Source organism: uncultured Planktomarina sp. (assembly GCA_943788425.1).
Lineage (GTDB): Bacteria > Pseudomonadota > Alphaproteobacteria > Rhodobacterales > Rhodobacteraceae > Planktomarina.
Map to the genome: position 1 here is coordinate 132,687 of CALSQF010000004.1, position 21,111 is coordinate 153,797.

Below are 21,111 nucleotides of genomic sequence, written 5' to 3' on the forward strand. Positions count from 1 at the left end.
CGTGCTTTGCTCGTAGATAGTCTAGCACAAACGAATCAGTGAAAGAATAGCTAAAATGAGGCTATTTTAAGGACTGACGATCGCCTATTTACGCGAATTTATATTTCCCCCACTAGATCTTGTGTGCAGCGCAGAGCTTGCCTTGAAATCGTCATATTTCCAACAAGAGCGCGCTGACCTTATTAAACGAGGAAGCTTTAAAAAATCTTGGGCTGTCGGGCGGTGCGCTTGCTTTTTCCATCTCCCATTCATAGCGCCCCGGAATATGGATCGCGGCGGCACCGGCCGCAAGCGCCGGTAGAATGTCAGATTTTATGGAATTGCCAATCATGGCGGTTTCCGGCAGCTGCGCTCCGAAAATTCTTTGATAGGTTGTGATTTGTTTTTCACTGACGATATGGACGTCGTCAAATAGATCTCCCAAGCCAGATTGCGCCAATTTTTGCTCCTGGTGCAAAAGATCGCCCTTGGTCACGAGCACCAGCGCATAATCTTCTGCTAGTTTTGGCAGGCATTCGGCCACGCCCGGCAAGAGATGAATGGGATGGTTCAACATATCGCGCCCCATCACCAATATGTCGTGGATCACATGGGCAGGGAGCTGGCCTTTGGACACGTCAATCGCCGTTTCCACCATCGATAGCACAAACCCCTTTATCCCATAGCCATAGCGTCTCAAGTTGCGTCGCTCGGCGGCCAATAGCTCTTCGTGTAGAGGGGCGGGCGGCATATAGGCGCTGAGCATATCAGCAAAACGGTCCTGGGTGAGGCGAAAGAACTCTTCATTCTGCCACAGCGTGTCGTCGGCATCGAGGCCCAAAATTTTGATACTGCTCGGCAAGCTGGCCCTTTCCATTAACGTCTATAGTTTTATATAGAGGTTCAGACAGAGATTTTGCAAACCGGCGATCAGAGGGTGAACATTGTGACGGCGCATTGGACCATGGCAGCAGACACTCCCGAAGATGAGGGCGATTTCGGTGTGACCTTGGAAAGCCGCCCGAAAACCAAACGCCCGCCGCTATATAAAGTTCTCATCCTCAATGATGATTATACGCCTATGGAATTTGTAATCATGGTTTTGGAGCGATTTTTTGGTCTGACTCACCAAGAAAGTTTTGAACTCATGCTTACAGTGCACAAAAAAGGTCTTGCAGTTGTTGGGGTGTATAGCCGTGAGATTGCGGAAACCAAAGTTGCGCAGGTTCTGGATATGGCGCAGCGCCATGAACACCCCCTTCAATGCACCATGGAAAAAGAATAGCCCGTGGCGCGTCTTTCCCTTGCGTTTGACACAGGGCTCGCGCGCAGCGATGGGCCGGTTGCTCTGTTGCATCCACCGGTGGGATTCGATGCTGCCAGACTTTCGGCCCCTTTGATCATTCAGCCGCATGTCGCGCTAAATGCCGCTTGGCGGAATCAAGGGTTTGCCTGTGATGTCGCCCTGCCAGATCGGCGGTTTGCGCTCGCGGTGGTCTGTTGCACACGTTCGAAGCAACAGACCGCAGATCTTATTGCACAAGCTGCTGCTTGCGCTGATATTGTGGTTGTGGACGGGCAAAAAACAGATGGGATAGACAGCCACTACAAGACGCTGCGCAAGTTGACCAACGTTCAAGGCACGATCACCAAGGCTCATGGGCGCCTTTTTTGGTTTGTCGGAACGCTATTGCCAAGCCTGCGTGCGGTGGATCAGAATTTCGGCGAATTCGTCACGCAATCGGGGGTGTTTTCTGCTGGTACGGTCGATCCTGCATCGGCCTTGTTGGCGGAGGCTTTGCCAGAGCATTTGGCGGGTGATGTGCTGGATCTTGGTGCTGGTTGGGGCTATTTGTCAGCGCAGGTTGTAAAGCGAAGCTCGGTCACGCGGCTTGATTTGGTTGAGGCCGATCACTTCGCTTTGGACTGTGCCAAACGCAATGTTGATGATCCGCGCGCTGAGCTTCACTGGGCGGATGCGCGCGACTGGAACGGGTTTTATGATGCGGTGGTGATGAACCCGCCATTTCACACTGGGCGAGAGGGCGATCCTGAATTGGGCCGTGCGTTTATCACCGCAGCCCGGCGTTGTTTACGGCCAAACGGGACAGTCTATATGGTCGCCAATCGTCATCTTCCATATGAAACGACGCTAGAACAGTGCTTTGCGAAGGTGCTGGAGCTTCCGGGCAACGGTCGATTTAAGCTGTTCCAGGCATCTCGCCCAAAGCGGAAATAACCGCTAGACTGCCTAAGATTCGCAACTTCTGGAGCGCCCATGTCTTTTTCAGTCACTGGTAAAACGGCCATCGTCACGGGCGCTGCTAATGGTGTGGGCTTAGCGATCGCAAGGCATTTGGCTGATGCGGGCGCAAATGTCATGTTTGCCGATAAAGATGAGGCGCGTTTGCGCGCTGAAGTAGGTGATATGGCCGATGAGGCCAGCAATATCGGCTATTTTGCCGGAGATCTGCGGGAGAAATTGACCATTGCCAATTTGCTTTCGGCCACTTTGGATGCTTTCGATCAAGTCGATATTTTGGTCAATGGGGCGCGGCAAATTTTGCGCACGGCGCCTCTGGAGCAAGAGGATGAAACTATAGAAACCATGCTGGACCAAAATCTCATGGCGGGATTTAAACTCTCGCAATTGGTGGCCCGGCGGATGATCAAACAGGGCAAGGACAGCACGCGTCCCTGTATCGGCACAATCATCAATCTTTCGTCTATCGCGGCTCAAAGAACGCAATCGGACTTGATGGGATTTTCAGTCAGCTGCGCCGCGCTTGATCAAATGACCCGATGCCTGGCGGTAAGCCTGGCGCCAGAGCGCGTGCGCGTGAATGCAGTGGCTTTTGGATCTGTAATGTCGGCATCCTTGCAAGGTCATCTCCGCGAACATCCCGATCACCGGGAAGCTATTTTAGCGGCGACGCCGCAAGGGCGCATTGCGGGTCCGACGGAGGTCGCGGAAGCTGTGCAATTTTTAGCATCAGACAGCTCGTCATTTGTCACGGGTGAAATATTAACCGTAGATGGAGGCCGCAGCCTGGTTGACGCGGTGAACACATCGCTGCATTGAAGAGATCCATGACAGAGACATTTGATTCCGAAAAAGCCGCTGCAAGCGCATGGTTTCGCCAACTGCGTGACGATATTGTTGACCGTTTTGAAGCGATAGAAGCGCAGCATGAGATAGATGCGCCCTGCGGTGCATTTACCGTCACCCCAACGCAGCGCACAGCGGAAGATGGCTCAGATGCCGGTGGTGGTTTGATGAGCGTGATGCGCGGTGGCCGGGTGTTTGAGAAAGTAGGGGTCAATGTCTCTACAGTTTTCGGTACTTTGGGTGCGCGTGCGCAGGAGGCTATGGCCGCGCGCAAAGGGATTCCCGGCATGCGCGATGATCCAAGATTTTGGGCAGCGGGAATTTCGCTTGTGGCGCATATGCAAAATCCGCATTGCCCGGCTGTCCATATGAATACCCGTATGTTTTGGACGACGCATGCCTGGTGGTTTGGCGGTGGGTCTGATCTCAATCCTTGTATTGAATATGCGCAAGACACTGCGCAGTTTCATGGGGTTTTAGAGTCCTATTGCGCAGCGCATGGGGCAGATATCTATCCGCGCTACAAAGCTTGGGCGGATGAATATTTCTACATTCCCCACCGCAAGCGCGCGCGCGGCGTGGGTGGTATTTTCTATGATGACCACTGCACCGGCGATTGGGAGAAAGACTTTGCGCTCACGCAAGATGTCGGACGGGCATTTTTACCCGCCTATGCGCCATTGGTCGAAGCGCGGCTTAATCAGCCGTGGGGCGCGGCAGAGCGCGACGCGCAATTGATCCACCGCGGTTTATATGCCGAGTATAATTTGCTGTATGACCGCGGTACGAAATTCGGTCTCGAAACGGGCCACGATCCAGATGCTGTTTTGATGAGCTTGCCGCCTTTGGCAAAATGGACTTAACCCTCTTTGGCCGGCTGATCTTTGGGTTGGTCAGGTGGCCTCGCCCTTCGGATTGGGCATTTTGCCGGAGTTGGCAGGACGCGGCAGCACTGCGGGTCTAATAGCAATAATTGGACTGAGTGTTTTGACACTTGTGGCCATGTTGCGGGTGATCCCATATCGCATCTGGAAAGCGAGCCATATTTTGATGGGGCCCTTATCCCTCTTGGCGGCTTTTCATACCTTTTTAGTCGCCAGCCCTTTGGCCGTGGGCGCTGCCCCTTGGGCATTGATGGCGGGTGTTTCAATCGTGGGTGTCATCGCATGGTGCCAGACGTTGCTGCGTAAATTGGTTCCAGCACGTTTGGTTGAGGTTGAGCGCGTCATCCCATTTGACGGCGGTGTGGATGTCACATTCCGCTCGAAAAAAAACTGATGTCGAAGTTTCAACCTGTACAACTCGCGATGGCTTCTCACAAGAGCCTGCGCGCCGAAGCCCATCCGTTTACCATTGCTGGCGGAGATGAAATGACCCGGCGTTTTGTCATCCGTGCCGCTGGGGATTGTACCGATAATTTTGTCTCCACGGTTAAAGTTGGTGATCGTTTTCGGATTGGCCGCGCAGTGGGACGGTTCTTGCCGCAGATTGACAGCCAGCCAAAAGAACAATTTTGGGTCGCTGGTGGTGTTGGTATCACGCCGTTTCTTTCCGCACTTGAGCGTATTTAGCCAGATGTTGGGGCCCGTGTGACTTTGATTTTTGGCATTCGGTCCCGTGAATCTGCTGGAGCGATCCGGGATTTAGAGCGCCACGCAAGACGCCTGCCGCAGCTCAATTTGATTGTCCTGTCTGATGATCGCAATGAAGGGCTGACACTGCCGCGATTGTTACAGATTATTGGTGATATGAGCGAAGATACGCAGGTTTATCTGTGCGGGCCGCAGGGATTAAAGAACATGATCGGTCGTGCCTGGGCCATGGCTAATATGAGTGGACTGATCTACAGCGAACACTTTGATTTCCGAGGTACCTATGGGATGGAGCATTTGAATTATATTTTCAGACCGATCCTAGATGCCGTGCGAAATATCAAGCTGACGTTCACAGGATCTGTGGTTGCGAGCTCTTAATGAGGCCAGCCATTACAGCCGATATATCTGCGCCCGGCGGAAACGCCGGGCTGCGCCGTTAACGCATCTCTTGATCCGGGTAGACCTTTCCAGGGTTCATCAGATTTTTCGGATCTAAAGCAGTTTTGATGGCCCGCATCATCTCCAAAGCCACAGGATCTTTGCGCCGCGCCATTGAATTGCGTTTGGACAGGCCGATGCCGTGTTCGGCTGAAAAGCTGCCTTGCAACTTAAGGACCACATCCTCAACTGCCTCCGTAATGGGCTCTTTGAACCGGCCGCTCGTATCTGAGGGGTAGAATGTATAATGCAAATTCCCATCGCCCAAGTGTGACAGGTAGAATTCTTGACCCTCTGGATCAATCTTCTGGACTCGGGCTGTGATCTTCTTCAAAAAATTTGGAACCGCTTCGAGCGGAACGGCGACATCCGTGTCCACCGCGCCGGGAAAGCCGACGGTGATTTCGGCGGCGGCCTCTCTGCGCGCCCACATGCTCCGTCTCTGGGCTTCATTTTGTGCAATGACTGCGTCCTGCGCCTTGTCGCTGGTAATCATATCCATGAGAGCCGTTTCTAAAATTGCTTGCAGTTTAGGGGTGCCGCTCTCGTCATACTGCAAATCAGATACGCGCGTGCTGGCCACTTCGACCAAAATATTCACCTCATGGACGTCCTCAAAAGGCTCTTCAGCACCAGAAATTCTTTCAATATGCCGCTCGATATACCGCCTTGGCATGAATTCGAAGGCTTCGACCCCGCCTCCGGTTTCATTTTGCAAGCGGTTGAGCAGCGGTAGCGCATCTTCCAATTGGCGCAATCCGACCATTGCCGTGACATAGGCGAGAGGCTTTCGGTGAAGGCGCAAAACCGCAGCTGTGATAATGCCCAAAGTTCCCTCTGCACCAATGAACATATGCTTGAGATTGAGCCCGGTATTGTCCTTGCGCAGTTCCGACATCAAATTCATCACCTGACCATCGGCCAGAACCACCTCCAAACCAAGGCAGAGATCGCGCGTGTTGCCATAGCGCAGCACATTAGAGCCGCCTGCGTTCGTCGATAGGTTACCGCCGATCATCGCCGATCCACGAGCGCCAAAAACGAGTGGAAAAATTAAATCATGGGCATCAACCGCTTTGTGTATACTGTCCAACACCGCGCCGCTTTCTACGATGGCGACTTGCGCATTGGGTTTGATTTCCCTGATAGCATTCATCCGATCTAGGCTGATCATAATCGCATCCTGCGCCTTGGTCGCTCCAGTCAGGCCGGTATTGCCCCCGACGGGTACCATAGCGATATTTCGGGCGAAACAGGCGCGGGCAATCGCTTGCACCTCTTGGGTATTGGCCGGGCGGGTCACAGCCAAGGGCTGCCAGTGATAGGCATCCGTCCAATCGTGGGTCCAAGCCTGTGCATCCTGCCCTGTTACCACATATTTTTCGCCAATATTGGCACGAATTTGATCTAAAAGTTCCATAAGCGATGCTAGGGCAAAAAAATAGGAAATAGCAAGTCAGATAAGTGCTTGACGAGCGCCGCCGCATTGCCTATCTCCCGCTTCCAGAGGCGGTATAGCTCAGTTGGTTAGAGCAGCGGAATCATAATCCGCGTGTCCGGGGTTCAAGTCCCTGTGCCGCTACCAAACTTTCAACACCCTCAAAACGGTAGCAGCTAAAGAAGTTCAATAACGACTACTATTTAGCTTAAAGTGCATTCCCTATAGCAATTAGATCTTTTGAAAATTGCTGTGGGTCTGATGGCATTTCACCGTCTAGGACCCGTGCTTGTTCAAATAAAACCCTGCTTACGGCTTTTTGCAAATCAGCCGAAAGTGATGGTATCTTTTTTACGAGGTCATGATTGCAATTGACCTCCAATACCTTCTTTCCGCCTTCAAAGTCGGGATTTTGTGCTTTGAGAATTCGTTCGAGGTTGAAGTCTAATCCACCCTCACCTGCTACTAGCCTCACAGGGCTATCCACCAGTGCGGATGTTGGTTTAACATCTTCTACCAAGTCAGTGATGTACTCTTTGATCAATGCAGCAATGATATTGGTTTCTTCGACATCCAATTTTTCTGCTGCAGCTTCGTCATCCAACTCTGATAGGTCATACTTATCACGTGAGATAGATAAAAACGCCTTCTCTTTGTATGAAACCATCTGGGACATCCAAAATGCATCGATGGGATCTGTCATGAGAAGGACATCAACTCCCTTGGCCTGGAAGCCCTCTAGGTGCGGACTCGACTTCGCCTGCTTTAGGGAGTCGGCTGCTAGATAGTAAATCTTGTCCTGTTTTTCGCCTATTTCTTCGATGTAATCATCGAGATTGATAAGTTTTTCGTGTTTAAGCGAATAAACTCGGGTGATTTCTGCAATTTTTTCACGATTTTCAAAATCCTCGTAAAGACCTTCTTTGATAACCTTGCCGAATTGTTCCCAAAATGCATCGTATTCAGCCTCGTCCTTTTTCCGCTTCTTTTTCAGTTCGGACAGCACTTTTTTAGTGACAGACTTTGAGATCTTTCTGATGACAGGACTGTTCTGTACCATCTCCCTGCTAACGTTCAGATCGAGGCTTGTCGTATCTAGAATACCTTTTACAAAACGTAACCATGTTGGAACCATTCCATTGACATCCTGGCTGATAAACACACGATTGATGTAAAGGCTGACTTTTGTTTTCCGCTCTGGTTCAAACAGATCAAAGGGCGCAGTCTTTGGGACGAACAACAAATTAGTGAAATCTATGGATCCCTCAGTCTTATTATGTAGAGTGATGAATGGTTCATCGAAGACGCCCAAGCTACTTTTGTAAAATTCTGAATATTCTTCCGCAGATATTTCAGAAGGTGATTTTGTCCAAAGCGCTTGTCCACTGTTAGCCTGTTCTTTTTCTAAATCCTTCGCACTTACAAAAATAGGTACAAGAATATGATCTGAATATTTCTTAATGAGTGCCTTGAGCCTCTGACTGTCAGCATACTCTTTGGCATCTTTGCGCAAGAAGAGTTTTATCGAGGTACCAGTTTCATGTGCATCACTTGATGAACTGATGGTGTAACCTGTTTTGCCGTCACTTTCCCAAATGTGAGCTTCATCTTCGCCAGCCTTTTTCGTTCTGGCAACAACCTTTTCAGCGACCATAAAGGCAGAATAGAAACCCACACCAAACTTACCAATAAGTGTTTTTGCTGTGTCTTTGTTATCAGAATTTTCACCGATAGCTTCTAAAAACGATGAGGTTCCAGAACGTGCGATTGTTCCAAATGTTTCTGTCAGATCATCCGCACTCAATCCAATGCCCGTATCTATAATTTCAATCGTTTTCTTCTTTGCATCTAGGTGAACGCAGATCTCATCTGCACCATCATTGAGTAGTTGCGGTTGGGTCTGGCCCAGAAATTTGCGCCTTTGGATCGCATCCGAAGCATTCGAAAGCAGTTCACGCAAAAATATGTTTCTGTCGGAGTAGAGTGAATTAATAACAATATTTAGAATTTTGCCTGTATCTGCTTCAAAATTATGAGTCTGTACCGTCATATTTACCTCCACTGCTTGCACCGATAGATAGTGACGTTATTAAATTTTGCAATATGTTCCTTTGCACAGTAGCTGGTCCAAACTGAATGCTTGCATCAGTTACAGTTTAAATTGCACTGTCAGATAAAATGAGCTTGAAACGGGCAGGGTGAGCTTGCAGGTACCTATCGAAACAAAAATTCTGGAATCTATACAGATTTGGAGACAGATTGTGTGTTGCAGCGAGAGGTTTTGCAATGTTCGCGTTTAAATTTAACACATTGAGTAGGACATCACGATCGTTTTATTTTAAGTATCTGTATTTACGATATTTAAATCATAAGATATTTCATTCTCAAAATTTGATTATTCTCTCTTGATAATAAAAGTCGTGTCATGAGGTAGTTGGCTAATGTGTAGTTGACTAGTATTGCCAAACAAAGAGTTACATCGGTTTGCAATAACTTGCCTATCTCCATAAAAAATTGATCCTTTGGAAACATGAGGAGTGTCGCTTGTTTGCAGATTAAACACAAGCGCTATATCCGTTTTTTGCCAACAATCAGAAAGCGTTCTAAAAATATGATCCTCCCATTCAGAATATATTTTGGTAGCGCTGAGGTTAAACGCGCCGGAAATTACACAAAAATCTAAGTCGTTGACCGGTCTTGATCCTCTAAAAAATTTTACCCAATTTTGGTGATAATTTCCCTTACAGTAGTCAATCAATTCTTTTGAAATATCGTATCCCGAGTAGTTTATTTTTTCGCCACAATACTTATTTTCAATATATGGCAGTAATGCGCCGTAGCCACAGCCGATGTCGCCAATAGAAAAGCCTTCCTTATTTCTATATTTTATCACTTGTTCAAAGATAACGTCGAAGCGCAAGTCCTGCCGGTGAGCGCTAAGCCAATAGCTACCCTCGGGGTTGGGGCCATACTTCTTGAAGCGTTTATTGTATTTAACTTGTAGGTTCGCGTTGAATATTTTCTGAGTACTTAACAAAATTTTCTCCCGCCAAATTGTAATTGATGGTTTGCTGATATTTTAACGATATTTGATAGGAATTGAATAAATATGTAATATAATAATATCGATAGGGCTAGCCAAATGCGTTATTGGCCATGTTTCACCAAACGATAAATAGGAATGTGATTGCGTATGAAAAATATGTTTTTGATTATCGTTCTAATTTTGCTGACCAATTTTGTTACTTTTCGAGTTGCTATAGAAAAAAATCTACGGTTAATCAGATCGGAAGATGAAATAATTGCCGAAATACAACTTGTAACTAATTGCGAGTTATCCCATGACTCATTTGTTGTGGTCGACTTAGAGACAAAAAAAAATGTGGGTTTTAATTTTAGCAAAGCTTACCTTCGAACAGTTGAAGGTAACCCATTGCAAATCCAGTTGGATCCAAAATTCAGGAACGTAACTTCAGATTTTGAATCGCATCCGGCTCAAAAACAAATGATAATTGAAGTAGATTGCAATATTTCCGATCGATTAAAAAATACATTCGATTCCTTAAGAGATACATTCAAAAATTAAGCTCGGTTATGGTGGCTACTTGCATGCAACCATTAAACGTCTGAACTAATTTGCATGATGTTATTTTCTTAACATGTGTTAGTGTTGTGTTGCATAATGAAAATATTGGAGACATTGTTCTCAATAAGAAAAGCCAAGAATTTCACATTTTTTAACAGCGTTCAACTTCTCTAATTGTGTATTAACTATCTCAGTCCACTTTTCACTTCCAAAAGCGTTCATAAATGCGCCATCTACCTTTTGCAGCACGCCTGTACAGCTACCATAACTTCCTGGACTAACTTCGTTTTTTAGTCCATTTGAACAAATGAGCATGGCATTACCGAGCTGGTAATTATTCGCATCGCCATACAATACCGACGCACCAATCACTTGCCGACCAGTAGTATTTTTCAATTGTAATGAGAGTACGTAGTTTGCGACTGAACCCTTTGAGTTACTGTCGAACTCCAACTGCACATTGCATGGAACCTCGGCGCTCAGCGCTGATGTCGACATAATAGCCAAATTGAATGGAATTAGAGTTAAAGAGATTACTTTATGTTTCAATTTTCGCATAATTTCACTTCTTATCTTTTTAATTATTCTACATGATTAATGGATTACTGGGAATATCTTTGTGTATTTCCGGTTATCTATTTATTTTATTAATACATTTTAACTTATTAAACTCAATTGATTTTAAGACTAAAAATCAGAGATATTTGCATTATTTACCCTCTTGAATTCTACTGGAAGAGTATTTGTGACTATTTTTTGTGGCTGCGTTGACTTGCTGATTGCTGCTCTGACATGATATTCTTGCATCCAGGGCGAAGCTTTTGAAATCGATTTCAGAAATCCTAGAAACAAGAAAATGGGTTAAATTCGAAATGTTGCAACAGTTTGATAAATGTGAGGTAACACTGGGTGACATTATGCGAGGTGAGCGTGCGACGCTAGGTAAGACCATTACTGACGTGAGGTTGGAATTACGGCTATCAAAGAAGTATATTTTAGCGATAGAAAGTGGGGATATATCCGCGTTCCGATGTTTGAAATTTGTTCCCGGTTATGTCCGTTCGTACGCGCACTATCTCGGTTTAAATCCCGATCAGGCATTCGCTACTTTCTGTATTGAGACTGGATTTTCGTTGGGCTCTGAACAACAGCGTAATATGAGGGCTTGGCTTTTAAATTACATTCATCTTCTGAATGGAAGATTTTCTATTAAGGTTTCTTAGCCTATATCTCTTAGGCATCTTTTTTAGTGAGAGTGACTTTGGTAAGCTGACTTTTTTCAGAAATAAGCCGGTCGTGTCGTTGTTATTTCTCAAGTTGGAGATTTTGGTTGGCTCTGCCATGTTGCTTATTTGCAACTTATTTTGCCACATGTTGTGTGTCTTTTCTGGAATCGTTCAATTGGTTGTTTGTTCACATAAGTTAGTTTTTAGGTAATATTTTACTATAGATTTATTGATTTATTCTCTTAGATTCAAAGTTATAAAAAAAGAGGGCAGTAAAATGAGCGACAATTCACACACAAATAGTTATTTTTTGTGGCACGCAGCACGGATCTTATTATCATTGATAATAATAGGTTTACCGATACTCGGTGCCGTTTATGCGGTATCTGCTTTAACGTGAAATTATCTGGAGGAAAGTAAATTGAGTTGGCAAATACACCGCTAAAAAAGAAATTTTACTTATGGCTTTGGTACTTTAGATAGGTAGGCGTTTTGTGACTGTCAGGGCCATATCGTCACAAGTTATAAGCGTCTCTAGACAATGTAATTGAACTAATGAGCCAAATGTTAACAGAATGTTAGTAGAATGATCGCGCAGACATAGAATTCTCACGAGAATCTTGATCCACTATTGCATCATGACAGGGTCTTTGAACGTATTCGAATGATTAGGGTTATAAATTTGATTTTCGTAAGTTATTGTTTTTTGGAAATTCGCTAATGAAATTTTTTCTTATTGCAGCGCATATCCTTTTTTTAACTGCCCAAAATGCGTTTTCACAAAGTTTTGACAAAGGTTTTGCAGCGTATATGTTAGGCAAGTACTCCCAGGCTATTATTGAGTGGCGCCACAAGGCCAGTTTAGGAAGTGCAACTGCGATGGCTAACTTAGGTAATATGTATGAGGTTGGAGCTGGTGTTGAAACAAGATAAAGTTTTAGCGCATCAGTGGTACAATTTGGCAGCATCAAATGGGGATGTAGTCGCCAGAAAGAATAAACAAAATTTAGAGAAAAATATGACAGTGTTACAAATTTCCAGTGCGCGCATTCGGGCAAAAAAATGTATGATCAGTGGATATTTAGATTGTGACTAATATACGATTTTAAGATTTGTTTATGTTTAAATTTTGACCTATGCACAACATTAATTTGTATTGTAAAAGGCCTGCGGTTGGATCCAATAGCGTATTTTCTCGTATTATATAACCGGTCGAATTTAGTTGTCGTCAATAGACACTAATTATGACCATGACCGCTGGGGGCCACTGTCTAGGTGCACAAAAGTTGGATAGCTTCCGACCCCGCCTTTAGTGTTAGCTTTAACTATTTTGGTTAGGTGCTGAACGCTCATACCCGGAATAGAAAAATCTATGGCTTTTCCCAAAATGTGCATTGAATTCCTAGCAACCTTATGGCTCTTTCGTCTTAAGTATTCATTAGTTTCTTTAGATCTGAATCCAGAATGTACGCTTACCTTTACGGCATCACCTCTTCCAGAACACAAAGAGCAAATTTTTAAAAAATCATTTAATACCATTGTGTCAAATTTCTTAATTTCATTAGTTCGCCAATCTTTTAGAAAATGATTTAACTTGGAAATTTCCTGGCTGCGAAGACGATGGTTTTTGCCAAACTGAAAGGTAACCGCATCTTTAGTATTAGCGTTTATGAGTTTTAAATTAAATTTTTTCTCTATTACGATACGCGAGAAATCGTTTGATTTAAGTTGATTAAAATTGTCAAGCTCAGGTTCTGGATCATTGTGTAACGCGAGGCCATTGAAATTATTTCTGCTGATAGGATTTTCTTGATTTGAAAATAAGCCAAGACCTTGTCCAAAATCTATCAGTGGCTTGGCCTCCGATAAAGCTGGCAAAAGTGTTATAGCAAAGAACGCACGTCGCGATATTTTTTTTTGGACCGCCATCCTGAAAGCTAGCAAATATCGTACCACTATGGATGAACGAATTTACGCTGCGCGGAGCTTTTGATTACCGTTTCTCTAAATCGATGGTCTGCCCCTGTAGGTCGAGGTACATTTTAAGTAAATCACCCTCGTTAATTGTGCCTATTAAGGTTCCAGTTTTTCTATCAACTATTGGTATTGTTTCACCTATAAAGTTTGCAGCCGCCTCAATGGCTTGTTGCAACGAGGCATCTGATTTTATGTTTAATGCCTCTGTATCAGTATATTTTATGATGGCATCACTTGGCTTTGCAAATATCAATGATTTCAGGTGAAGTTTTCCAATATATTTCCCGTCATGCGTGTTAACATAAGCTTCGTTCACGCGCATTTTCACCATTTTGGCTTTTGCTAGTTCTACAATTACTTCAGGCTTGAATTTTAAAATTTTCGACGATGTGATCTTTGTAATATTTTCTTCCATTAGCCTTATACCCATACGGCCCTGTGAAAGATCAATACCACGACTTAAAAGTTGCTTGTCGAAAATGGAATGCTCAAATAATTGACCGCTGATCATCGTCGCTGTAACGATCCCAATTGTTGATGCTAATGCCAGACTATAAGAGCCTGTGAGTTCCAGTACGATCATGATCATGGATATCGGAGCGCCAATAACGGATCCAGCAACAGCTGCCATCCCACATATTATAAGTTCTGGCCCCTGAAACGATTGTATCCCCATCCAACTTAAGACTGATGTCGCAATGGACCCTGCTGCGGCGCCTACCAATAAAGCGGGCGAAAAAACTCCGCCAAAAAAGCCAAATCCCAAGGATAACGCTGTTGCGATAATTTTTCCAAATAGGATTGCGACTGCCATTAAAAATAAAGTACTTCCGGTAGTAAGGTTTATTATTGCAGAAGTACCTAGTCCCATAACCTCGGGATAAAAAGTTCCAATTATGCTTAATCCTGTAATGGCTATTAAAAATGATTGGAATTGATTCAAGCCCATTTGCGTTGGGAGTTTTGCAAATGTTAGAATTGTGAACATGAAAAGAATTGCGACAAAGCCAAAGAACGGGCCTGCTGCAATTGAAATTAATATCATTGGTCCAACGTCTGTCGCTGAATAAAGCCCCATTATGAATGTTGATGAATTCCATAAGTAATTGTTGACCACAATTGCGGTACCGGATGCTAATGCGATTGGCGCTAATGCCTTAAACGAAAAATGTCGTAATATAGCCTCGTGGGCGAAAATTATTCCTGTTAAAGGAGCACTGAAACCGGCGGATATTGCGGCAGCAACGCCCCCACCGAGGACAATATCTGTACTAATACGCAGTTTGAGTATTGCTTTAAGCCATGAGCCCAGTGTTGCCCCAAAATGTACTAATGGCCCATATTGACCAACTGATGCTCCACCTGCGGCTGAGAAGAATGCCGCTAAAGTGCTTGCAATACCAGATTTTATATCAAGTTCATTGTCCACCCTGTGTGCAGCAAAGATAGTATCTGCCGGCCCATGCCATCTGATTACACTTAATTTTGCCTTGATTAAGCTTATTATAAATGCAGCAGTACTGAGACTACAAAAAAATAAAACAAAACGATTTGCATTATCAAAACGATTACTAACAAATTGTTCGATGAAATGAATTCCGGCCCTAAAATAGTGAGCCGCAGTTGCTCCAAAAATACCCAAAAGAATTCCAACCAAAATGGAGACAAGCACGAGCTTCAAGGTTTTTTGCCACATACGATATTCCACTTAATCTCGTCTGAGTTGCGGATTAATTTAAATTCTTGATCTGCTCTACATACTTCACTTCTAAAAGTTCCAGAATTAGCTTTCTGTATGAACCATTTTGTACAGTAGAAAGTAACTCATCATACAGGGCAGCTTGTACAGGGACATCACTTCTAATCAAGTATGAAAGTTTTGTGTGAGATTCGCCGTTCGGTATGATTTTTTGTTGAATTATGAAGTCATGAGCTAGATCGGACATGCTAATAAACCTTAAACGTACTTTGGCGAGTACGATAGTATTTTTTGTAAGATTAGTTATTGATGGCATGATCCGAAAAGCATTTACGAACCTCGAGATTTTTTTTCGTTCGAGTCTTGGGAGTGATAAAATTATGTCTGGATTAGGGTCTGGTATATTTGTGCATAAATACTTTTCTAGCCTGTCTTGTGTGCAATTGAATAAAATTTGTTCGTGGTTTTGCGAAGTAGGGTTAGCCTCAGCGGGAAGACTAAAAATCCACAGAAAAACTGCGAATAGAATGCCTGTACGTTGTATATTTTTGACAACATTCATATCCTATACTTCGATACTACCATTTTTCTTTATTTTTTTGTTAACTGTTGACCAAATATCCTTAGCTTCAACACTGTCGAATTCAAATCTGCGGCCGCTAAGTTTCTTTTCATTCTCTAGCCTAAAATAAGTCAGCATTGCAGCCATTTGTTGTTCTACTTTTTCTATATTGGAAATTGCAAACTTGACATCTTTGGCCTCTAAATATTCGTTTTTTAGAGCAGCTTGTAACCTTTGAATTGTATCGGCTTTTACCTGGGAAAGTGACGATCTTGCCGTATTAGCGAGTACCTTGACTTTTTGCACTGCTATTTCGATATCCTGATCGCTTGGTTTTGGAGTGTGACATTCCATAACGTTGTTAGCAATCGACTTAACTCGAATTTTATGATCCCTCAGCACTTCTTTAATATGCGGAATATATTCATCCGCGCTGTAACGGACGCTTATTGTTGTATCCGTAGTACGCTCCTTCATAACCTCAACATAAGTCCCAAGTTTGCGAGGTCTGAATTTAATCCAAACAGTGACGGTTTTAAAGATTTGAGAGAAATCATTTAACGAAATGGAATTTTCCGCGTTGGTAACGAATAAGTTGACCACGTCGTACATGCGCTCTTTTGAACTATTTATGTAAGTATTTTCGTCTTCTTTGACCCTCAAGACATCGATACTGACCTTAGCCTCTTCATTTTGATTTGTTTCAGACATTTTGAACTCCTAGTACCGAATAAACATCGCGATCCGTAATTACTTTAAAATCGTATATTTTTGACCGTTTATTTGGAAGTAAAAAATTATATTTTGAAATCTTTGCTAACTAATTCATAGCAAGATTTTTTTCTGGAAAATAAATTCTTAATTTTGGCGATTACACTAATGTCCCCATTTCCGTTATCTCTATCGGTATCGTTACTTGAATTTATCTGAAAATTCTTTATCGCCCGGAAGGTTTCATTTCCCCAGATGCCGTCGACTTTTCCTGTGTAGGAGCCGTAACGCAGGCATTTTTGAACATTTTTTCTTTCAACGACAGATAATGCTCCAAATTTACGCTTAATTTCATCATATACGGGTTTTGGGTTCTCTGTAGTAGTGGGTTGAGCTTTTGGAATTAAATTTGAATTTTTGGTATTTTCTTGAATTGAGGGGTCTTGTTGCTCAGTGAGTGTGTTAACTTTGTTGAGTGTTGGATCATTGTGTAAAATGCCTCCAGAATAATATAATAGTGTTTCATCCACATTCGGGTATTTGTTTAAGTAGATTAATTTCTTATCCATTTTGTCGTCTAAGCAAAGGTTGAAATTTTTTGCCGCTTTCGTGCAGGCAGAATTAGCGTCTGACAATGTTGGAACGAATGCAAAGAACATAGCTGCGCAAAGGCTCGTGTGTTTTTGAAACACCATAAGAATAGTTTCCTCAAAATAACATACCCTGATGGACCGCAAATTATGTGCCAAAGTTATTTAAAATTTTTGATAAAGGTTTTGCAAAATTCCTATTTTGTCATAATCTGATAGAAAGTTTGGTGGTTGTCTGGGATATCGTATAGGAAAATTTACACAATGGATGTAATTGCAACAGTAAATATTTCGAATGGTGATTTTGGGGATTGGTTGGAATTTTTTAAGAGTTATGAAATACTACGTCATAAATATGTTGAAAACGAAATTATAACACAAATTTCGAGCTCACAGGCGGTGGTTTCGTTTACGATAGTTGATTTTGACGGTTTGACTGATCTTTCCGGTTCTCAATTACTTCGTGATGGTGAAGACCGTTTAGGCATCAGCGTCGAAATTAAAGAAAAAACTGAATAAAAAGCTGGTATAACCAAAAAACAATGTGGCATGTTTTTTGCTCCAACTTAATTGGAGGTGCGCTGTGTTCTATTTGCAAATATTTTTACCAGCTGGACTGGTCTTATTGTTGTTTAGTTTCGGGCATACGTTAGTGGAGGCTGATTACTCTGGCGTCTATTTTGAAGAGCAGCTCGAAGAGCTTCTGGAAGCTGAAAGCGTTCAAGCGTCAAGCGCGTCAGAATTGAATTCTGAAGATGTGCCGGGTGATGGTAATCCTATATTAGCCGATAAGTATAATTACTTGAAAATCGAGAACGTGTTTCAAGGACGATTAAATGACACCAAAGAACTATTTAGTTTTGAAGTGGCTATCGCGACATATCAGACTAACGTAACCGCTGATTTTTTTATAAAAGCTATTTATGAGATTGAAGCTGAATTAGTTTCCGAGATTTCTACTATGGTTGTAGATACTATTAGCAACGAGCTTTTAACGCCTGAAGGGCGAAAAATAATGACCAACAGAATAATGGATGGATTGAATGAATATTTGGTTGAGAAGGATTTTAATCCAGATATCCACTACGTGTACATAATAAACTATAACATCGTTTAGCTCATGGCACGAAATATGCTCATCTTCGAAAGGAGGACCGATTATGCAGTTTAATGAAAAAAACACCAATTCACATACAGAGATGAAATTTGTTATTTCGTGCAGCTATTATAACAGTGCGGACGAATTTACGCACAAGGCTAATTTAGTAGTAAAATTAGACGAACAGAGCCCTGTTAAACAGACATTAGTCACTACTGCAGCGTAAGCCTTAATTCATAATTATTTGTTTCGTTTCAAAAATTTTACTAAAAATGCAAGTAGACAAAACACAAGGGGTATTTTTAGTATTTCGAATACAGTTAGGGTGTCGCGATGGTATATTAAATTTGAAACTGCATTGATTAGAATTGCTAATGCAATAAGCCAAACAAACGTTAGCCGTGATTTTTCGCAAAAAGTGCATTTTCGCTTCATAGCCCTAACCTTTTTCGCAAAACTTGAAATAGTAAATTAAAAGTGTATAAAATTCAGCTATGCTGAATTTAGATCTATACATGCCACACGCTTCTAACATTAAGTTGTTGGATCAACCAACAGTCTCGGGGATTTTTAACAGAAATTCATTTAGTTCGGCAGGGCAGACTGTAACGCCGGTGCATCGTACAGATAAAGGTCAAGGTAACGCTGAGTATACTTCTAGAATATTTAGCCCTTATCTTACGCCTTCTGCTATTCATGCCGAAAATAGGCAGCTGTCCCAGAGTAGCCTTTCGCCCGCTTACCAACAAAACGTAGCGGCGACAAAATATTTCAACGTATCCACGACGCCTAAACTTAGGCCTCATTTGCACACTAGCCTAATCGCCTGATGTGATTATATCAAAAGCACTAACTTCTAGGTTTGCCATATCTTTTAGGAAACTGCTTGATTTTTGATTACTGAGTGACCAACCAGTTGGGCAATTATAAGATCCACTTTGCTTTGCCCTGTAAACAAAAGCTTTGAAATCTCTGTTTACCGCTGTTGGTGTGTAGAGCCTCTTTTTCACGCTTTGCAAAGGATCTCCAAAGATGGGGGACCAATTTCTAGGTTTTCCATTACTGCGTTGTAAAGTTTTTTCATATTGATAATTCTGTAGAATTACATCTGCATTACCAATTTCCGCTTCCAACATGCTATGCATAAATGCTTCTGCTGTGGTTCTAATATTTTCTGCATTCTCATTGACATAACGGGTTTGTAAGAACGTAGCGAATTTGTATGCAACTGTCCCAATTTCTAAATTTGAGCTGATATAGCGTTCGGCGACGATTGCTGAGGTTATTGAGAAAACAAATTCTGGTGCATACATGATATTGCCTGGTAGTTATTTGTCTCTGACGATATCCCAGCTTACCCGAATTTCATTTATAAAGGAATGGCACTTTTTTATTTCATAATTATTTGAGCTGCCGTCTATGCCAACTTCGAGAAGCTTAATCCGGCAGAATTCATATAGACGATACAAATTGATTGCTAAATCTCCCTGGGCTTTAAAGTCTAAACTCTTTTGCAAAAAATATAAGGTGAGTATGGATGTTTCAAACGCTTTTTTACGCTCCTGCGTGTCTGTGGACGAGACTAATGATTTTAAACTTACTTCAAGTTTGACTAAAGCGGTGCCAACGACGTTGTATCCAAGACTTTCCTGAGAGAGCGTTTGGCTTTTGATTTCTGTGTAACCACTGATAGCCGCTTGTGTGTTCATTATAAGCTCCTCGTAATCAATATTAACTCTTCATTAGTATTAACGTCGCACGCATGGATTATGTTAGCTGGCTGTCAAAAATATGACCACCGATCGTTTTGAGTGCAATTCAAGAATAAAGATACTCTTATCTAATTGTTATTTATTGATATATTTTTTTTGGCACAAAGCGTGCAATACGCTCATTGGAGGTTGATGATGACAAATTATTTAATAGATGCTGGGGACGCTGACTTCACCCAAACCATCTGTAGCGCTTTAGATAAAAGGGGCGTGGAGTGGTCCATTTTAGCTGACGAGGGCTCTGTCCAGACAATCTCGAAAGAGAGGCATCTAATTATTTCAGAAACATCCAAAGCTTGTGACGTACATTCTGATACATTCGAGACATATCTTCGGTCACACAAAATTACAAAAGTGTTTGTGCTAGTAGCGAATTCTGAAACTTTTGGTATCAAAGTTAAGCGTAACGGTGCAATTAAGTATTTTCACATGCCCGTAAACTTCTCAGAATCGTCGCATGTGAACTCCTTCTATTTAAATTTGTTTTTAGAACAATTCCTTGCCAAGCATGTCAATTTACCGTGTGACGATCCAGAAACCGCTGATTTGGTAGATTTGCTTTGTAAGCTCGCCGGATCTAATGCGAGCGTTCTCATAAATGGTCCCACTGGTACAGGAAAAGAGGTTGTAGCAAAAATTTTGCACGCCAAGTCAGCACGAAAAGATGAAGCTTTCATAGCAGTGAACTGTGCGGCAATTCCTGAGAATATGTTGGAATCAATGCTCTTTGGACATGAAAAAGGAGCGTTTACTGGAGCCCTACAAGCCAATGTAGGGCTTTTTAGGGCAGCACATTCTGGCACTATTTTACTTGATGAAATTTCAGAAATGCCTTTGACGCTTCAATCTAAGCTTTTAAGAGTTTTGCAAGAAAAAGTAGTGACTCCAGTTGGAAGTACAAAAGAGATTGCGATAGATATCAGAGTATTGGCGACTACAAATAGAAATATGCTACAAGAAATTCAAGCAAACAAATTTAGAGAAGACCTATTTTACCGCCTAAACGTTTTTCCAGTTTCAACATGTGCACTGAAATCACGACCGCTTGATATACCTGCTATAGCTGCCCACTTATTAACTCGGAATGTTACTGAAAATGGTACCCCTAAAGTTTTATCAGCTGAGGCCTTAAATAAGCTCGTACAACACGAATGGCCTGGCAATGTAAGGGAGTTAGACAATGTTATTCAGCGCGCAGAAATACTGAGTTGTGCCGATGAAATTGGGCACACCGACATCGTTTTCGATAATGAACTAACTTTAAGGCCAAGAAATACCATTGAGGCGCTCAATTCAAAGCTTGACGTAAAGGTTGGATGAGGAACGTACA

26 protein-coding genes and 1 tRNA gene are annotated in these 21,111 nt (G+C 42.9%); 15 read left to right on the plus strand and 12 right to left on the minus strand.

Translation table 11 applies throughout. The features are described from left to right. Positions 1-151: 151 nt before the first annotated feature. Complete coding sequence (locus ABLW18_RS03825; protein WP_347823538.1) at positions 152-841, minus strand: HAD family hydrolase; 690 nt, start codon at positions 839-841, stop codon at positions 152-154. 102 nt (positions 842-943) lie between these two features. On the opposite strand from ABLW18_RS03825, the gene clpS reads away from it, so the two are divergent. Genes clpS through ABLW18_RS03860 form a run of 7 tightly spaced genes read left to right on the plus strand, consistent with a single transcriptional unit; the run spans position 944 to position 5,061 of the window. After that, the gene (clpS, locus tag ABLW18_RS03830) at positions 944-1,264 is read left to right on the plus strand and encodes an ATP-dependent Clp protease adapter ClpS (RefSeq protein WP_347823539.1); all 321 of its coding nucleotides are present in this window, start codon (positions 944-946) and stop codon (positions 1,262-1,264) included. A 3-nt stretch (positions 1,265-1,267) separates the two neighbouring features. Next, positions 1,268-2,218, plus strand: coding sequence for a class I SAM-dependent methyltransferase (locus ABLW18_RS03835; RefSeq protein ID WP_347823540.1), 951 nt, complete (start codon positions 1,268-1,270; stop codon positions 2,216-2,218). Between the two features lie 39 nt (positions 2,219-2,257). After that, positions 2,258-3,061 (plus strand): SDR family oxidoreductase, encoded by an 804-nt coding sequence (locus ABLW18_RS03840; RefSeq protein WP_347823541.1) that lies wholly within the window; start codon positions 2,258-2,260, stop codon positions 3,059-3,061. Positions 3,062-3,069: 8 nt separating this feature from the next. Continuing rightward, positions 3,070-3,951, plus strand: a complete 882-nt coding sequence (hemF, locus tag ABLW18_RS03845) for an oxygen-dependent coproporphyrinogen oxidase (RefSeq protein ID WP_347823542.1) — start codon at positions 3,070-3,072, stop codon at positions 3,949-3,951. Positions 3,952-3,985: 34 nt separating this feature from the next. After that, positions 3,986-4,366, plus strand: a complete 381-nt coding sequence (locus tag ABLW18_RS03850; protein WP_347823543.1) for a hypothetical protein — start codon at positions 3,986-3,988, stop codon at positions 4,364-4,366. Beyond that, positions 4,366-4,659, plus strand: a complete 294-nt coding sequence (locus ABLW18_RS03855; RefSeq protein WP_347823544.1) for a hypothetical protein — start codon at positions 4,366-4,368, stop codon at positions 4,657-4,659. The genes ABLW18_RS03850 and ABLW18_RS03855 overlap by 1 nt, the downstream gene beginning before the upstream one ends. 18 nt (positions 4,660-4,677) lie before the next feature. Further along, positions 4,678-5,061 (plus strand): hypothetical protein, encoded by a 384-nt coding sequence (locus ABLW18_RS03860; protein ID WP_347823545.1) that lies wholly within the window; start codon positions 4,678-4,680, stop codon positions 5,059-5,061. Positions 5,062-5,119: 58 nt separating this feature from the next. Here ABLW18_RS03860 and ABLW18_RS03865 read toward each other — a convergent pair whose 3' ends face one another. Beyond that, a complete protein-coding gene (locus ABLW18_RS03865) occupies positions 5,120-6,541 on the minus strand; it encodes an FAD-binding oxidoreductase (RefSeq protein WP_347823546.1) in 1,422 nt (473 codons plus the stop codon). Between the two features lie 88 nt (positions 6,542-6,629). Here ABLW18_RS03865 and ABLW18_RS03870 point away from each other — a divergent pair. Then, positions 6,630-6,706 (plus strand) — tRNA-Met (locus ABLW18_RS03870). 61 nt (positions 6,707-6,767) lie between these two features. Here ABLW18_RS03870 and htpG read toward each other — a convergent pair. Together htpG and ABLW18_RS03880 are read right to left on the minus strand one after the other, a co-directional pair. Next, entirely contained in the window at positions 6,768-8,609 is a 1,842-nt protein-coding gene (gene htpG / locus ABLW18_RS03875) for a molecular chaperone HtpG (protein ID WP_347823547.1), read from the minus strand. Between the two features lie 345 nt (positions 8,610-8,954). Continuing rightward, positions 8,955-9,596, minus strand: a complete 642-nt coding sequence (locus ABLW18_RS03880) for a hypothetical protein (RefSeq protein WP_347823548.1) — start codon at positions 9,594-9,596, stop codon at positions 8,955-8,957. 156 nt (positions 9,597-9,752) lie between these two features. On the opposite strand from ABLW18_RS03880, the gene ABLW18_RS03885 reads away from it, so the two are divergent. Continuing rightward, on the plus strand, positions 9,753-10,145 hold the full coding sequence (locus ABLW18_RS03885; protein WP_347823549.1) for a hypothetical protein: 393 nt from the start codon (positions 9,753-9,755) through the stop codon (positions 10,143-10,145). Positions 10,146-10,265: 120 nt separating this feature from the next. Here ABLW18_RS03885 and ABLW18_RS03890 read toward each other — a convergent pair whose 3' ends face one another. After that, positions 10,266-10,703: a hypothetical protein gene (locus ABLW18_RS03890; RefSeq protein ID WP_347823550.1), complete on the minus strand. Its 438-nt coding sequence runs from the start codon at positions 10,701-10,703 to the stop codon at positions 10,266-10,268. Between the two features lie 359 nt (positions 10,704-11,062). On the opposite strand from ABLW18_RS03890, the gene ABLW18_RS03895 reads away from it, so the two are divergent. The 3 genes from ABLW18_RS03895 (at position 11,063) to ABLW18_RS03905 (ending at position 12,467) form a co-directional block, all read left to right on the plus strand. Beyond that, a complete protein-coding gene (locus ABLW18_RS03895; protein WP_347823818.1) occupies positions 11,063-11,368 on the plus strand; it encodes a helix-turn-helix transcriptional regulator in 306 nt (101 codons plus the stop codon). 723 nt (positions 11,369-12,091) lie between these two features. Further along, positions 12,092-12,304 (plus strand): hypothetical protein, encoded by a 213-nt coding sequence (locus tag ABLW18_RS03900; protein WP_347823551.1) that lies wholly within the window; start codon positions 12,092-12,094, stop codon positions 12,302-12,304. Continuing rightward, entirely contained in the window at positions 12,291-12,467 is a 177-nt protein-coding gene (locus ABLW18_RS03905) for a hypothetical protein (RefSeq protein WP_347823552.1), read from the plus strand. The genes ABLW18_RS03900 and ABLW18_RS03905 overlap by 14 nt, the downstream gene beginning before the upstream one ends. A gap of 146 nt (positions 12,468-12,613) precedes the next feature. Here ABLW18_RS03905 and ABLW18_RS03910 read toward each other — a convergent pair whose 3' ends face one another. The 5 genes from ABLW18_RS03910 to ABLW18_RS03930 form a co-directional block, all read right to left on the minus strand. After that, positions 12,614-13,300 (minus strand): DUF882 domain-containing protein, encoded by a 687-nt coding sequence (locus ABLW18_RS03910; RefSeq protein ID WP_347823553.1) that lies wholly within the window; start codon positions 13,298-13,300, stop codon positions 12,614-12,616. 64 nt (positions 13,301-13,364) lie between these two features. Further along, entirely contained in the window at positions 13,365-15,044 is a 1,680-nt protein-coding gene (locus ABLW18_RS03915; RefSeq protein WP_347823554.1) for a chloride channel protein, read from the minus strand. A gap of 34 nt (positions 15,045-15,078) precedes the next feature. After that, complete coding sequence (locus tag ABLW18_RS03920) at positions 15,079-15,294, minus strand: hypothetical protein (protein WP_347823555.1); 216 nt, start codon at positions 15,292-15,294, stop codon at positions 15,079-15,081. Between the two features lie 318 nt (positions 15,295-15,612). Next, entirely contained in the window at positions 15,613-16,320 is a 708-nt protein-coding gene (locus ABLW18_RS03925; RefSeq protein WP_347823556.1) for a hypothetical protein, read from the minus strand. Between the two features lie 86 nt (positions 16,321-16,406). Continuing rightward, entirely contained in the window at positions 16,407-17,015 is a 609-nt protein-coding gene (locus ABLW18_RS03930) for a peptidoglycan-binding domain-containing protein (RefSeq protein WP_347823557.1), read from the minus strand. Between the two features lie 159 nt (positions 17,016-17,174). Between ABLW18_RS03930 and ABLW18_RS03935 the strand changes: the two genes are divergently transcribed. Together ABLW18_RS03935 and ABLW18_RS03940 are read left to right on the plus strand one after the other, a co-directional pair. Next, positions 17,175-17,429 (plus strand): hypothetical protein, encoded by a 255-nt coding sequence (locus ABLW18_RS03935; protein WP_347823558.1) that lies wholly within the window; start codon positions 17,175-17,177, stop codon positions 17,427-17,429. A gap of 64 nt (positions 17,430-17,493) precedes the next feature. After that, positions 17,494-18,027, plus strand: a complete 534-nt coding sequence (locus tag ABLW18_RS03940; RefSeq protein WP_347823559.1) for a hypothetical protein — start codon at positions 17,494-17,496, stop codon at positions 18,025-18,027. A gap of 800 nt (positions 18,028-18,827) precedes the next feature. Here the strand turns inward: ABLW18_RS03940 and ABLW18_RS03945 are convergent. Further along, complete coding sequence (locus ABLW18_RS03945; protein ID WP_347823560.1) at positions 18,828-19,322, minus strand: hypothetical protein; 495 nt, start codon at positions 19,320-19,322, stop codon at positions 18,828-18,830. A gap of 15 nt (positions 19,323-19,337) precedes the next feature. Further along, a complete protein-coding gene (locus ABLW18_RS03950) occupies positions 19,338-19,718 on the minus strand; it encodes a flagellar protein FliS (RefSeq protein ID WP_347823561.1) in 381 nt (126 codons plus the stop codon). A gap of 198 nt (positions 19,719-19,916) precedes the next feature. Here ABLW18_RS03950 and ABLW18_RS03955 point away from each other — a divergent pair, with 198 nt between their 5' ends. Continuing rightward, positions 19,917-21,101, plus strand: coding sequence for a sigma-54 dependent transcriptional regulator (locus ABLW18_RS03955; RefSeq protein WP_347823562.1), 1,185 nt, complete (start codon positions 19,917-19,919; stop codon positions 21,099-21,101). The last annotated feature ends 10 nt before the right edge of the window (positions 21,102-21,111 follow it).

Coding starts and splice junctions, on each gene's coding strand:
- clpS (WP_347823539.1), top strand. CDS start 944: ATGGCAGCAGACACTCCCGAAGATGAGGGCGATTTCGGTGTGACCTTG.
- ABLW18_RS03840 (WP_347823541.1), top strand. CDS start 2,258: ATGTCTTTTTCAGTCACTGGTAAAACGGCCATCGTCACGGGCGCTGCT.
- hemF (WP_347823542.1), top strand. CDS start 3,070: ATGACAGAGACATTTGATTCCGAAAAAGCCGCTGCAAGCGCATGGTTT.
- ABLW18_RS03855 (WP_347823544.1), top strand. CDS start 4,366: ATGTCGAAGTTTCAACCTGTACAACTCGCGATGGCTTCTCACAAGAGC.
- ABLW18_RS03865 (WP_347823546.1), bottom strand. CDS start 6,541: ATGGAACTTTTAGATCAAATTCGTGCCAATATTGGCGAAAAATATGTG.
- htpG (WP_347823547.1), bottom strand. CDS start 8,609: ATGACGGTACAGACTCATAATTTTGAAGCAGATACAGGCAAAATTCTA.
- ABLW18_RS03885 (WP_347823549.1), top strand. CDS start 9,753: ATGAAAAATATGTTTTTGATTATCGTTCTAATTTTGCTGACCAATTTT.
- ABLW18_RS03890 (WP_347823550.1), bottom strand. CDS start 10,703: ATGCGAAAATTGAAACATAAAGTAATCTCTTTAACTCTAATTCCATTC.
- ABLW18_RS03895 (WP_347823818.1), top strand. CDS start 11,063: ATGCGAGGTGAGCGTGCGACGCTAGGTAAGACCATTACTGACGTGAGG.
- ABLW18_RS03900 (WP_347823551.1), top strand. CDS start 12,092: ATGAAATTTTTTCTTATTGCAGCGCATATCCTTTTTTTAACTGCCCAA.
- ABLW18_RS03910 (WP_347823553.1), bottom strand. CDS start 13,300: ATGGCGGTCCAAAAAAAAATATCGCGACGTGCGTTCTTTGCTATAACA.
- ABLW18_RS03915 (WP_347823554.1), bottom strand. CDS start 15,044: ATGTGGCAAAAAACCTTGAAGCTCGTGCTTGTCTCCATTTTGGTTGGA.
- ABLW18_RS03920 (WP_347823555.1), bottom strand. CDS start 15,294: ATGTCCGATCTAGCTCATGACTTCATAATTCAACAAAAAATCATACCG.
- ABLW18_RS03925 (WP_347823556.1), bottom strand. CDS start 16,320: ATGTCTGAAACAAATCAAAATGAAGAGGCTAAGGTCAGTATCGATGTC.
- ABLW18_RS03930 (WP_347823557.1), bottom strand. CDS start 17,015: ATGGTGTTTCAAAAACACACGAGCCTTTGCGCAGCTATGTTCTTTGCA.
- ABLW18_RS03935 (WP_347823558.1), top strand. CDS start 17,175: ATGGATGTAATTGCAACAGTAAATATTTCGAATGGTGATTTTGGGGAT.
- ABLW18_RS03945 (WP_347823560.1), bottom strand. CDS start 19,322: ATGTATGCACCAGAATTTGTTTTCTCAATAACCTCAGCAATCGTCGCC.
- ABLW18_RS03950 (WP_347823561.1), bottom strand. CDS start 19,718: ATGAACACACAAGCGGCTATCAGTGGTTACACAGAAATCAAAAGCCAA.
- ABLW18_RS03955 (WP_347823562.1), top strand. CDS start 19,917: ATGACAAATTATTTAATAGATGCTGGGGACGCTGACTTCACCCAAACC.